Here is a 13,947-nt window from a genome sequence, read left to right on the forward strand (position 1 = left end):
TTTGATTATTGGAGGTATTTTGGTAACACTTCAATTATCATATAACAAATATGTGACTACACAGTCCCAAGTAGAATAATGAGCAGATAAAGACTGACACCCACGACAAACTTCAACCGTTTTTGGCTGTATCTTTGAGATGGGTGTCTTAATCTTCCCTCTATTCGTAATGATTATAACGGTCGCTATTATTACATGGTGCTTTGTGGCGTCTCTTTGAATGGTGTGCTATTCGATAACTCCTCAAGCTTGTCGTTAATTTCCTTGATTTGATGCCCATCACTTACTGACTTTTTAACTTCATTAAGCGCTATTTTATACGCCACATCTAAGGCGTTAGCCCGTGATGTTTCAATATGAGGTTTAACGCCAATCGATTCCCAATTTGTTTTCGTTTTCGGATTAATAGCCTTCGCTATAGGAATACCAGCTCTAAAACCGCTGCCTAGCTCATAAAACTGCCAAGGATTTGCTCCACCTTTCGTTGTTTCCCCCACTAAAGTTGCCCGTTCAAGGTGCTTTAAGTTATAAGCAAACTCTTCTGCTGCAGAGAACGTATCATTGCTCGTGAGTATGTATATGGGAGTGTCCAGATGAATTGAATCGCTAACATTATCAAAAGTACGGAATTCACGAGTAGAGTCAGTCGCTCGCCAATAAATGCTGTTTAAATGGGTATTTGGCTTTAAAAAATAACTACTAATAAACTGCACCATTTCAGCACTGCCGCCCCCGTTATTACGAAGGTCAAATATAAGAGCATCTACATTAGATACAAATCCCATTACACTTTCTGCTATGTTTCTTGAGTTTTTCGATAATTCATCAAACCCCCAAAAGTCAACATAACCTATATTTCCATCGAGTACTTCAACACGATTAAAGCCTGAATTTTTCCGACTTAATTTGGTAAACCAAGATTCACGCTTTGTTTTATTATTCTGGCTTTCATTTGGGTTTCGCCATTGCACAGTAAAGTGCTTGTCAAACTTTTGCAATTCTGCGGTTAGTAGCGAGGCAAATTGTTCTTGTGACTGACTATTAGTAAATTCAGAACTTGCTTTGAGCTCTGTAAGAGCGTCTGAAATTTCATCTATCTTTTTTACTTCAACATATTGTTGCTCAATGTTATTTGTAAGCGTATTCAATATATGAGTTTTATCAATATAACTGATATCAGCATGTGCCAACGGGGACAAAATAACAAAGCCCCACGTTATAATGCCATTCCTAAGTTTCATTTTTCTTCCTTTATTTACATGGTGATGTAAGCTTGCCTCAGCAGACTAAAGTTAACGACAAGAAACACAAGTCTATTTATACCAATTGAATTAATTCTCTAATCAATATACCTGTTGATAACACAAGGCAGGCACGGTACTCAACTCCCCCCGCTCTACGCTAAAACTGACTTTTGCACCACCGCTTGGGTTATTGCCTAGTTTGAGTTGTCCACCGTGGTTTTCAATAATAATGCGAGAGAGCATTAGGCCTATGCCGTTGCCATCGGCTTTGGTAGTGTAAAATGCTTCAGCGGCTTCGCTTAGGTTGGAAAAACCGGGGCCTGTGTCTGTGACCGAAAACGCTAATTTGTCAGCATCTGGGATGATGTTGAGTGTGACTTGTGGCGAAGGCGTGCACGCTTCTTGGGCATTATTAATAAGATGACAAAGCACCTGTTTGATTTGACTCGTATCAAAAAAACCGAGCAGGTCGGCTGTGCTTTCTACCTTTAGTTGAGGGTAGATACTTTGTAGCTGAGCGCAAAACTCATTGAGCACGACAATTTGCTTGTGCGCAGGAGGCAGTTTGGCAAGAGAGGCATAGTTGCCCATAAAAGATTTAAGGTAATTGGCGCGCTCGTTGATAAGTGACAGGCCACTGTTAAACCTTTCTATATCTAACTCACCATTTAAACGCTTGGTAAGGCTGCGCGCTACCGTGCCGATCGGCGCTAAAGTGTTATTGATCTCGTGACTTAAAATACGAACAAAACGCTGTAAGGCGTCTTTTTCTTGTTGATATAAAATACTATCAAGCTGTTTTAAAACCAGTAAAGTGTGAGATTTATTGGCAATGTAGCAGCTGTCGTGTTCAAGCAAAAAAGCATGCTCGGTACCGTCAAGCATCACCGAAACCTTTCCTTGCTTTTGCTGAGCTTGTAGTGATTGAAACCAGCGCCAGGCATCGTCTTTATAGCAATCAAAAAAGGTGCGCTCAGCGTAGCTGTTGGCAAATGCAACGCTTTCGCTGTCAAACACGATAAGTGCACAATCAAGCTTTTCAATGATTTGCTTTAGCAAGTTGCTTTGCTCGGCCAGCGCACGCTGATCTGCTTGCATGGTTTGCGCAAGCGCATTTAAGTGTTCCACCGTTGAACGTAATTGTGTGTCTTTGCCGTGTACCGCTCGTACCGCATAATCGCCTTGGCGAAGTGATATCAACAAGGTATCAATGAGATTAATGGTGTTTTGTCTAGTCGCACCATATTGATAAGCAAGCAATGCAAAACATATTGCAAATACTAAGTCTATCAACATAATAAGTGTTGCTGGATAGTCGTGCACAAGGAGTAAAACATTAGTAATTACAAGTAGTAATGCACTTAACAGCCAATGTCCAAATCGATAAAACATGTTTGCTTATCTCCTACTCATATTTGTCCATTTTGCGATACCACGCACTGCGCGATAGTCCCAAGCTCTTCGCCGCTTTTGATACGTTACCACCATGAAATTCCAGTCTTTTAAAGAGTGCTTGCTCAATAATTTCATCCAGTGTTAAATCATGATTTTCTGGCGCGCTCACTGTAGCAGTATTCATCGATTGCAACGCTGAGTGCGGTGTAGCGTTGAGCGCCAAATCACTGGCAAATACCTGAGCATTTGAACAAGTAAATACCGCGCGCTCCATCATATGTTTAAGCTCTCTTACATTGCCAGGAAAGTCATAAGCACTCAGTGCGTTAGCAGCACAGGGCATAATGCTCGGTGGTGGTTTTTTATAATCATGACTAAAGCGCATTAAAAAGCGCTCTGCTAATGGTAAGATATCCTCTGGACACGCTCTTAATGGCGGTATTTCTACTTCTATAGTATTTAATCGATAATATAAGTCTTGGCGAAACTGATTATTGGCAATCGCTTCATTGAGTTGACAGTTAGTAGCAGAAATAATCCTCGCAGTATTGTCCAAGACTTTGTGACTGCCAACCGCTGCGTACTTTCGCTCTTCTAGCACTTGAAGCAATTTTGCTTGAGACTGCAAAGATAAATTAGCAATTTCATCTAAAAACAACGAGCCATTACTGGCGAGTGTAAATGCACCCACGCGATCTGCTTTCGCATCAGTAAATGCCCCCTTTTTATGGCCAAATAACTCAGAGTTAAATAGCTCGTCGCTCACCGCCCCCATATTAATCGAGATAAAACTGCCATCAGCACGACTTGAATGCTCGTGTACATACTGCGCGTAATAGCTCTTTCCTGTGCCATTTTCACCGGTTAGCAAGATGTTCATATCGCTTTGTGCCAACTGGGTGAGCTGTGTCAGTACACGCTGCTTTTTCTCACTTTGCGTAACGAAATTGACCGTTTGTTGGGGCTTTTTAAGGCGTTCGTTTTCAGCAGATAGCCGCGCTAAATGTTGTCTGTCAGCTCGCTTTTCGATTTGTACTTTGATGCTATGAGCAAGGCGCTCATCATCCCATGGCTTTTCAATGAAATCGGCCGCTCCTTGCTTTAGTGCAGCGACGGCAAGGTCTAGCGTCGCCCAGCCAGTCATCACCACAATGGGTAAAAGTGGATCGATTTGAATAAGCTTAGCAATCGCCATCAGCCCTTCTTTACCACTGGTAGTGTCTTGGGTAAAGTTCATATCCAATAACACCAAGTCCACTTCTTGTGTACTGACATAATCAAATGCCGCCTCTGGTGTCACCACACCGTGGCAAGCGTAGCCTTCATCCTCAAGTAAAAACTTCAGACTCGCTTGAATATCAAGCGAGTCGTCTACTATTAGCACCTTTTTCAAATTATTATTCCATTCTTAAGCTAACCGCAGGTTGGACTTTTATGCTGCGTTTCACCGGGATATAAAGCGCAAGGCATACCGCAGCAAATACCAGTAGTAAAGTGATACTCCCCGCACCAAACATAACACTAAATGGCACAATACCGCGGAAAAAGTCTACAGCAAGATAACACAAGATATAGAAAATTAATGCAGAAATAGTCAGCCCTGTAACAGTATGGGTTAGATTTTTCTTGATAAATAACAACATGATCTGGCGATCTTTGGAGCCAAGCGCACGGCGAATGCCTATTTCATAGCTAGATTTGTTGATATTACTCAGGCCCATGGCATAAATACCAATTAAAGAAAGCGTCAAGGCAAATCCACCCACAATCAAAAACACATAAATGATACTGGTGAACGCCCCCATCATAGAGCGATGGTTGTCGTAGTGATCAAAAATATAGCTGGTTTCGAGCTTGCTTGAGAGCCTATCTAACACGCGATAGAAGGCTTCGTAACTTTGGCTTGGCGGCAACTCAGTAATGAACTTAACCGCCATTGCATTTTCCTTTGGCGCATATTGACGAAAACTAAAATAGACTTCATGACGACGATCGCTAGCAACAACGCTCATCTCATCCACTGCAATACCAACTATTTTAGCGCTTGGCCATTTTGCATCACGTAACATCAGTGAGCGCCCTAATACATCCTCACTGCCAAACAACGCGTGTGCGAGAGACTGGCTAATGATCACTATGGGCGCAGCTTCTGTGTTGTCTTGTGCCGTGAAGTTCCGACCGCTTTGCAGTTCGCGCTCAAAAAGATGAGATACCGCTTCAATATTTATGATTTTATCGGTATAAACTTCGCCCTCGCTTGTTAGCACATCAAGCTCCATCTCCCGTTGATACACGCGCCCTTCTTTAAAGGCAGGATCCAATGTCATTCCCACGACCAATGCGCTTGCCATTTCGACCGCTTTATCACTCGAAAACTCGCTTTCAGTTTGAAATTGCAGCTCAGTTGAGTACACCCCTTTGAGGGTCTCGCCGTCAATATTTCCCGCCATAGAATACATCACATAGCCTATGGTGCTCGACGCCATCAGCATAAAGCTCACTAAGGTCACCTGCAAAGACAGTAGGCGTTTTGACATCAATCCCGCTTGTTTACCGGTTGCGCCTCGTGTGCCGTCTCGCAATACATCATTGATGTTAAAGTTAGCGGTTTTCACCGCAGGTAACAGCACAGCAATAGCAAATACCAAGCTTATCAGCAATAGTGACACCAAAATGGTGATTGTATTTAGCTGCCAATACCACCAGTACGGCATTTTGCCACCAAACATCATATTCATAAAAAAGTTCAGCGCTCGCAAACCGAGATCCGTTAGCAATAGCGCCACGACCCAACTGCTAACGCAGTAAACCAAGCCCTCACAAGCATGCTGCTGAACCACCCTTAATTTTTTCGCGCCAATCGCGGCACGAATAGCCGACTCTTTTTGTCTCTCGATGATTTTGGCAAAAAGTAAGTTACCAATGTTAATTGAAGAAATAAGCAAAATAAGTACGATACCAGCCATAAACAGGGTAAATATAAATACCGCTTCACCGTCGGTGTTATATTCCACCAAGGTCATAGATTCAACACGAACCGTTTTATCTACCTCAAGTGCTGACTGACTAACTCGTTGCTGTGCATAATCAGTGAAAAATAAACTTAAACGCTGCTCAAGCCTTGCCTCTACGATCTCATTTGGCATCTTATAAATAATATCTATGGTATCAGCAGGTGCTGTGTTATTGCCTTTAAGTGGCAGCCAAAGTTTAGAAAATATCGGGAAGTTATTGTGTTTGGGCATCACACCGATTATCTCGTAAGGCTTTTGATCAATGACCATTGTGCGCCCTATGACGTCTTTGCTACCTTGGAATAGATGCAACCAGAGATAGTCTGAAATCACGACCACATTTTGGGCTGCTCCCACAAAGTCCTCAGCAGTATAAAATCGCCCAAGTGCAGGTTTAATGTCCAGAAACTGAAAAAAGCGTTCATCAACATAGGAGCCTCGATAATGATTGCCTCGTTCAGCGTCACTTACCCAAACACTCGCTGGCGCAATATAAAGCCACTCTTCAAGTTGTTTAACTTCATCAAGTTCTCGTAGCTGTGGCAACATGCTGTATTCAAACCGATTTTGCATGCTGATAGGGTTACGAACCTTAAAGATCCTGATTTCTGGGCTGCCACTACCCACTTGGCTATGTGAAAATGCCACCGTATAAATATAGTTAAAACCAATCAAAGATATGGTCAAACTGCCAACCATGATAAACATCATCAATAACGTAAACCGCATTGATTTGGCGATGTTTCTCAGGGCGTAACGAAAGTCTAGAAGTAATCCCATACTAAGCTCCTACGACTTTACTTGCGTGCTCAAGCTGCTTTTTGTCTCTTAAAATTGTGCCATCTAGCATAGAGATAACACGGCTAGCGTAAGTCGTAGATTCGATATCATGCGTTACCATACAAATCGTTTTGCCAGCAGTATGAAGCTCGCTTAATAACCCTAGCACTTGCTGGGCATTATTTGAGTCCAAGTTACCGGTCGGCTCATCGGCGAGGATGAGGTCTGGGGAGTTAATCAAGGCTCTTGCAACTGCAGCGCGCTGCTGCTGACCGCCTGAAAGCTGAGAAGGAAAATGATTGATGCGATTTTCTAATCCCACCATAGCCAGCGCGTCTTTGGCTTTTTGCTCCATTTCTTTTTGGCTAATGCCGCCGATATAAGTCAGCGGTAACATGACATTTTCGATCACGTTTAAATCACTGATAAGATTAAAGGCCTGAAAAATAAAGCCGATATGATTAGCGCGAATATGAGCACGCTCGTCCGAGCTTAAATTAAATGCTTGGTTACCACTGATAAAGTACTCACCGTTACTTGGTTCATCAATCAAGCCCAAAATTGACAGTAACGTTGATTTGCCGCACCCTGACGGTCCCGTGATAGCCACAAACTCGCCGGGCTCTACTACGAGATTAATTCCGTCTAGCGCTTGAGTTGCAATTTCGTCCGTCTGAAACCGCTTTTCGATATTATTAAGTTGAATGACTGAGTTCATAATGATGTCCTGTTAACGCACTAGCACTTGGCTATCTTGAGTATATTTTTCCATATCGGAAATAATGATAGTTTGATTTTTATTAAGTCCTTCAAGCACTTCGATGTAGTTTACCGAACGCTGACCAAATTTAACCGTTTTTTTCGTGGCGAGATGTTCATCAACAACAAACACGCTCGCTTGATTATTTGCAACAGCATTGGCTGGCATTGCGACGAATATCGCCTCGGGCTTATGGCTCGTTACAATAACCCCTTCAATGTTGAGTTTATCTCTGGCTTCTCTTGGCAAAGTGCCTTCAATGCTCAGCTCTACCTCAACTTGGCTATTGGTAACTTTTGGGGAAACGCGTTTTACGATGGCGTTAAAACGCGAGGTGTAAGTATCGATTGTAGCCGACTGCCCCACTTGTACATGCGGCGCATCTAGTTCCGCGATGTTTATCTTAGCAACCAGCAAACGTGGATCTGCCACCTCTGCAACCGAGCTGGTATTAGACAATTGCATGCCTACTTCAATCAGCACATCCTGAATTTGTCCAGTGATTGGTGAGCGCACATCAAGCGCTGCAATATTCTCTTCAAGTAGCTTAATTTCGGAACGTAGACTTGCTTGCTCAGCCAGCTGCGCTTTGGCTTTTGCTTGTTGCACTTCTTGCTGAGTGGCAACCCTCGCTTGCTGTAACTCCACTTGCTTTTGACTACGCTGCATTGCAAACTCGCTGCGTTGATGGTCAAGCATAGAGATAGTGCTATTGCCCTTTTCTATTAAGGTTTTTTGCGCCTGCCACTGAATTTTGTCGGCTTTATAAGCCAGCAAAGCATCATGATGTGCGGTGTCAGCCTCTTGCACTTTTGCCTTTAATTCTGCAAGTTCGGCCTCATGTTGCGCTGAAATTTTGGTAAGTTGGCTATGTTTTTGAATAAGCGCTTCGCGCAGTGATGGGTTTTCAAGCCGGGCAAGTAGCGTACCTTGAGTGACCATTTCACCCGGTTTAACCAACACTTCAACGACTTTCCCGCCACTACTACTGGTAACCAAATGGCGTTTTTCCAATGCAAGACTGCCAAGTCCCTTAACACTGAGTTCAAACTCGCCCTGTTGGACTTTAGCAACGATTAACTCTTCTTGGAAAACCACGTTTGATGCACTTTGGGTATATGCTTTGGCAAAAAGTACCAAACCGACCACAAATAGCACAATAACAAGCAATGCGAGCTTCTTAAGCGGCATGCGCTTTGTTTTCGCCAGTTTTATATCCATACTCTGTACTCCACTTTGAGAATACAGATGATGAATCAAATTTCAGGCCAAATGTTTTTCATTTAAAAATCAATACAATACAATAGAATTGAGTTCGTACTCGATAAAATATGTGTCGAAATCGAGACACTAAAAACTTAATAACTGTGTCGGAAGTGGTACACAGGCTTTATGCGATTTATGATCAAGCTATATGTATTAAGCCTACATAATATCTGAGCACATGCCTCAATGTTATGACGTTAATCTTGTACAGCACCTATAAATGCAAGTACAAAAGGCTCGACCTGAGCTGTATGCTGACGCATTATCGCTACACTATTTTTAACTTTGTTTGCTATTTGCTGTTTAGTTGATGAGCATTGCTCTTGTTTACTAGCATTATCATCGGCGCAGTCACCAAGCCCTTCGTAAAACCTCGCCAGCAAATAAATATTTTCTAAAACACCGTTAGCAATTTGACCCCTAACACTACTCTTGAGCTCTTGCGTATTTTCTAGTATCTTTCCGGTACTCTGCTGTGCTTCTTCCAGTCCTAAAAATGGCTTATTAGTAGTCTTCAAATCAGCTAAAAATGCCATTTGTTTCACTAACTCATTCCTCAGCGGTAAAGTATGTTGATACAAAAAGGATGTATACACTTTTTCACTTGTTGATTGAGTAGAAGCCTCACTCACTCCGCTTGGTGCGTAAGTTGTCAGCTTAGAGATATTTGACTTTTTGATATTAAAAAGAGCAATGCTTTTTATTGAGTCAATCATTTCTTTCTTATCTTCGGAATACTGCTTGATATACCAGTTTCCTATGTCATCTTTAGCAACCACATAATTGACATCCCCGCCACCTTTAACAGCAACACGGTTTATGTTATGCCAGTTCTGATTGTCTAATTCTTGTAAAATTGCATTACTTGATTGAACAAGACTTCTATTTAAGAACTTCTTTCTTTGTATAAGCTCAAATTCATTCAACAAGGTCGTTGACCTCATTGTCATCCTGATTGCATCTGAAGTTGCCCGAAGAAATGAATTTTCTGAACGAAAATATCTCGCGGTTTCCAACGCTTTATTGAGCTGTTTAACTTGCTCTGTGTCTCCGCGCTTATCCGCCAGCACTCTCTCCACCGCAAGATGGTACATTAAGCTATCCCATACTTGCTCAGTATTAAGCTTGCTATCTAACTGATCGTTTTCATCAAAACTAGGTAAGTTATGTTTTGTAGTTGCTTCTCGCAATTGAGACAGATATTTCTCCAAAATCACTTCCATCTCACTCCGTGACTCAGGAGCTGCATCTGCTGGATCTGAGTAGTTATTTCTAATACAGTTAGTTATTTCCTTGGCACGCCAATTAACCGGTATCTCTGTATCGTCGGATTCTTCCGTTAGACAACGTGTTCTCAATGTCGTCTTTAGACGCTCTAAAACAACGCAACGAGATCCATTATTAGCAGTACATGTTGTATCGGACCTCAAACGCACTTCGCTATCTAACCAAAGCGCTAAATCTTCGGTTACATTAATTGCTCCAGCCTCTGACCTTATGGTGTTTGCAATTGCATTTTTCAGCAACTTCGCGTTGTCACCATTGTTCCGTCTTGTAAACTGGTTTTGTCTCTCAATATCATTAGTGAGTACCTTGGTTGAATTTCCTATCGCCTGAAGCACGGCTATAAACTTCTTAATTTGTTGTGGTTTATTTTTACCACTGTTACTGTCGTCCTCATCCTGATTTGCGTTACCATGAAGTAAAACAAGATTATTTGCTAAAAATAGTATTTTCTCTGAAAAGCTTTTTAAGTCAGACTGAAATTCACGCTTTACATCTTCGGCAGACTCACAATTAGGCTTTTCTTCTTCATAGCAGCCACGGTAGTAAAATCGTTTATAATCATTTATCACAGCCTCTAATCCCCGACTAGCATCAGTTCCTAATCCTCTGATCTGAATCAGCTTTTGCTCGGGGAGTTGGGTCATCTTACCTTCCAATCTGCCACCATCATTAGGCGCTTTCGCCACCCGCTGCTCCATGGCCGGCGCAGCAATATTTAACGGGTTCAATGCATTTTGTGCGGCAATAACACAATTTGCATATACCATAATATCGTCCTTTGCTTCTATATCGGAGGGGCACTTTGGGAGTCCTAATGCCTTTACCTTACCCAAATCAAGCTTTTCTGCAAATATGCTGAGTAGCCAACTTTTTAGCTCGGCTCGTTTTTTCGGTTCTAATGGTATAGTACCGCCTTGTTCCAACTTATTTAATGAAATTGCGGTTTTAGCCGCCGCGAGCACACTTCCATTCACAGCCTGCCACGCAACATCGTAAGATTGGCCAAGATCTCGTAACTTATCTACAACCTGTTGTGCTTGCTCTTCTTCAAACATATTTTCGCTTAGTAAACTTTTTATTTCTGTACGTAGGCTTTCATCTTGCTCTAAATCTGAAAGTATTTTCCGGCTTGTGCAGTCATCTTGACGTTCTGATTTGCAAAACACAGTCTTGAAGCTGGTATTTATACCCTTTTCTGAGGGAGCAATAAAAAGCTTTACAGCATCAATTTCATCAGACTCTTTAACAGATTGCTGTGCAAAGATCTTCTCAATAAAGTCAGTATCCCCCACTTCATTAGGTCGATATTTGTCGTAAACCACCTCTTGATATTCAAGTTTTTGAATCAGTTGTTCGTAATTGTGATAGAAAACTTGCAGTGCAGTCTGTTCATTGGTGTACATGTGTAGTATTTCGTTGGCAAGGTAGTAGGTTATTTCCCCTTCTTTTTTGAGGTAAACTCCCGACCCTGGATATGTACGGTAGCTATCCACTTCACTGGGATCAATCCTTCTACATGACTTTGACGATACAGAGTTTAATTCGTCATCACATTCATAGGTATCTCGTATAAAACCCAGCATAGGCTTGGCAGCGGTAACCATTGCGGCAACTTGGTCTAAGCGTTCTGGCGCTTGACTATTTAATGGACCGTTGTAAACATCAACTTCTATTAATAAAGTTGAGCACCCAGTTATAATCATCGCCATAGGGAGAAGCAGTGTTAATCTATTCAACTTCATCGTTTCTATCCCTCTACACATAAACTAGGTGAGTTGCGGCAAAAACCTTCGACTAGCTGTCTTTCTTGCGCTATAGACAAAAGTTCGTCCATCAAGCGACGATTGATCGGATCACTTGCTTTGGTTTGCTCAAAACTTAGTAATTCTCCCATCGCGCTATCGATAGCTGAAAAGAAGTTGTGCGGCGTAGATCCCATAACGATAACGAGACGGTGGTTTTCAGGGCCCTCTCTAACCCCTTCAGGTCCCATTAATACGAACTTTCGTCTAGCACTGGTTACTTGAGCCCCACCCTTAGCATCTGTATTTAACCCTTGGTTTGTCATTTCCACTTTACTGGTTAACGTATCAATCGCTTGCGCAGGAACCCAACCCGAAGCAAATTTCATGTCACTGAGTAGATTAGACTGGCCTCTAACCGTTATTCTGTAGAATGTGGGAGAAATTTGATTTATAGGATCAAACACTCCTAAGTAATAAACTTGATAAACTTCACCTGTAACTGTATGGGTAGACAGGTAGGAACCACTCGCCCCGGCTATCGCCCCAACAACTCCAGCTTCTTGAGGTGTTAATCCGCAACCACCAAGGGCAGTAAATAGAAACAAAGCGGATAATTTTGTGCGGACATGTCTCATACTAACTTCCCTATCTACATGAATATAAAGTTGTCTACAGAATGAAGTTTAAGTAAAGGCAATAGATAGGTATTTTTCAACCAGAAATGTAATTAATTGTTAATTCAGAATTTCAAGTTCATCAACATGGATACTTCAGATTTTGAGGGGATATAGAAAAATAAATCTTCTGGGTACTTTATATGTGAAAAATCATCGATAGAATTTTTAGTTTAAAAATCTCTATTGATGATTTGAGGTTGGAAATAGCTTGTCTATAACAGCGCTCTTAATGACCAAGTTGATTCGGTCCCAATCACCAATTTCATTTAATTTCCTTGATATTTCTGAGCATGTTGCTGTTTGCGCCTCGTACAGTACGCCAAAACTTTGAGCTTTTCATCTTCGCTGTAACTTGTCCAACTGGTGATTTCATTCAACGTTCTAAAGCAACCTAAGCACACATCTTTATCATCCAAACAACACTTTCTGATGCAAGGGGATTGGACTAAATTACAACTTGAGTGTGACATCGCAGCTCCTTTAAATAGATTTACTCAAAATAACTTGCCGGAAAACAAGACTCTCTCTTTTTGCCTTTAAAATGATGGCAGACCTCTCCCGTCTCAGTATTAATCAAAAAAGAGTGGTCAATATCCTTAAAGTAAAACCAAATAAATTCCATACCTTCTTCTAAGAAGTACTGTTCAAAAGTGGGCTCATCAAAATGCGCCGCTAGCGCATCAATATCTGTAATTTCATCGTAGCTAACGGCATAGGCTGCTAGGCTCGTGAACGTAGCTACAACAAAAAGTACTTTAACGAGGTCAATGTGCATCTTAATACCTTTAATGATTTGATTAGACGAAATACACCATCTTCATCAATCAATATACAAACTGGGTGGGGCTATCCCCACCACATACGCACGACCTGTTGCGCGTTGTTTAACTCAATATTGAGTCGCTGAGGTTGGTGATCTTGGGTAAGCATATCTCCAGATTGGTAAACTCTAACCACCTTATCAACGATTGTTTGTAGGGATTTTGAATAATCAATATCTTGCACCATTTTCATTTTATCCTCATTTATGCTTGGAATTTAAAGCCAACGACGCACTCTCCTTTGATAGCGTAAATAGGCATCTCCAAAAGTTTGTTCCATCATCTTTTCTTCAAACCGAATGTACCATCTGTCTGTAATAAGTAAAAAAGCAATCACAAATAAAAATGACACGAGTGCACCACCGATTAATACAGCATAGCCTAGGGCCTGTTGACCTTTGCTGTTTGATTTTTGTTCTTCTGAGTGTGTTTTGGTCGCGACGCTCGACTTGCCGCCTAGTAATCTAGGCAAAAGTTGAGCAACAATGAACAAAGCGCACTCAGATGAACCCAAAGGGCAGCGCTTGATTAGCATTTCTACTGTGTTATCGCCAGACTTACATAGAATGACTATGCTACGCTGGCTCTGCCTTGTATAAATACCAATCAAACTGCTGCAAAGACAAACTTGAAAGATCAACAGGCCCTAGTAATGCAATGACAAAGCCTAGGTACATGGGATTACGGGTATATTGAAATACCCCAGCCTCCACTAACTTATCAGGCTTATTGAAAGTCATAATATTGGTTTCTTCCTTCGCGAATATTGTGCTGCCCGACTTGGCCAGTACAAGCCCCAAAGCAATCGGTACTAACCCTAAAAGATTGAAAGGGTAATAAATTAAATGTGGTGCAGCAGCCAACCAACACACCACAGGCATCAATATGACAAATAAAAATAGTAAAATAGGAGGCAGTAGCTTTTTCATGATGTTATTCCTTACCATTAAGACAAAAT

The 13,947-nt window shown here is 41.7% G+C and carries 13 protein-coding genes; all 13 read right to left on the reverse strand.

The features are described from left to right. Positions 1-191: 191 nt before the first annotated feature. The 13 genes from NO992_RS11015 to NO992_RS11075 all read right to left on the reverse strand — a co-directional run bounded on the left by NO992_RS11015 (position 192) and on the right by NO992_RS11075 (position 13,918). Entirely contained in the window at positions 192-1,241 is a 1,050-nt protein-coding gene (locus NO992_RS11015) for a S41 family peptidase (RefSeq protein ID WP_371377022.1), read from the reverse strand. A gap of 102 nt (positions 1,242-1,343) precedes the next feature. After that, a complete protein-coding gene (locus tag NO992_RS11020) occupies positions 1,344-2,636 on the reverse strand; it encodes a PAS domain-containing sensor histidine kinase (RefSeq protein WP_371377025.1) in 1,293 nt (430 codons plus the stop codon). A 13-nt stretch (positions 2,637-2,649) separates the two neighbouring features. Continuing rightward, positions 2,650-4,032, reverse strand: a complete 1,383-nt coding sequence (locus NO992_RS11025) for a sigma-54-dependent transcriptional regulator (protein ID WP_371377028.1) — start codon at positions 4,030-4,032, stop codon at positions 2,650-2,652. Between the two features lie 4 nt (positions 4,033-4,036). Beyond that, a complete protein-coding gene (locus NO992_RS11030) occupies positions 4,037-6,433 on the reverse strand; it encodes an ABC transporter permease (protein ID WP_371377031.1) in 2,397 nt (798 codons plus the stop codon). A 1-nt stretch (position 6,434) separates the two neighbouring features. Further along, positions 6,435-7,151: an ABC transporter ATP-binding protein gene (locus NO992_RS11035; protein WP_371377034.1), complete on the reverse strand. Its 717-nt coding sequence runs from the start codon at positions 7,149-7,151 to the stop codon at positions 6,435-6,437. Positions 7,152-7,163: 12 nt separating this feature from the next. Further along, entirely contained in the window at positions 7,164-8,414 is a 1,251-nt protein-coding gene (locus NO992_RS11040) for an efflux RND transporter periplasmic adaptor subunit (RefSeq protein ID WP_371377037.1), read from the reverse strand. A gap of 242 nt (positions 8,415-8,656) precedes the next feature. Beyond that, positions 8,657-11,488 (reverse strand): hypothetical protein, encoded by a 2,832-nt coding sequence (locus NO992_RS11045; protein WP_371377040.1) that lies wholly within the window; start codon positions 11,486-11,488, stop codon positions 8,657-8,659. A gap of 5 nt (positions 11,489-11,493) precedes the next feature. Next, positions 11,494-12,126 carry a hypothetical protein gene (locus NO992_RS11050; RefSeq protein WP_371377043.1) on the reverse strand — a complete coding sequence of 211 codons (633 nt, stop codon included), beginning with the start codon at positions 12,124-12,126 and terminating at the stop codon, positions 11,494-11,496. Between the two features lie 308 nt (positions 12,127-12,434). Further along, positions 12,435-12,638, reverse strand: coding sequence for a DUF1289 domain-containing protein (locus NO992_RS11055; protein ID WP_088532884.1), 204 nt, complete (start codon positions 12,636-12,638; stop codon positions 12,435-12,437). A gap of 20 nt (positions 12,639-12,658) precedes the next feature. Further along, positions 12,659-12,943 carry a hypothetical protein gene (locus tag NO992_RS11060; RefSeq protein ID WP_371377045.1) on the reverse strand — a complete coding sequence of 95 codons (285 nt, stop codon included), beginning with the start codon at positions 12,941-12,943 and terminating at the stop codon, positions 12,659-12,661. A 71-nt stretch (positions 12,944-13,014) separates the two neighbouring features. Then, complete coding sequence (locus NO992_RS11065) at positions 13,015-13,182, reverse strand: I78 family peptidase inhibitor (RefSeq protein ID WP_371377048.1); 168 nt, start codon at positions 13,180-13,182, stop codon at positions 13,015-13,017. Positions 13,183-13,206: 24 nt separating this feature from the next. After that, entirely contained in the window at positions 13,207-13,524 is a 318-nt protein-coding gene (locus NO992_RS11070; RefSeq protein ID WP_371377170.1) for an isoprenylcysteine carboxylmethyltransferase family protein, read from the reverse strand. Positions 13,525-13,564: 40 nt separating this feature from the next. Continuing rightward, entirely contained in the window at positions 13,565-13,918 is a 354-nt protein-coding gene (locus NO992_RS11075; protein ID WP_371377052.1) for an isoprenylcysteine carboxylmethyltransferase family protein, read from the reverse strand. Between the last annotated feature and the right edge of the window lie 29 nt (positions 13,919-13,947).

The organism is Pseudoalteromonas sp. DY56-GL79, from assembly GCF_041414765.1.
Classification (GTDB): Bacteria; Pseudomonadota; Gammaproteobacteria; order Enterobacterales; family Alteromonadaceae; genus Pseudoalteromonas; species Pseudoalteromonas piscicida.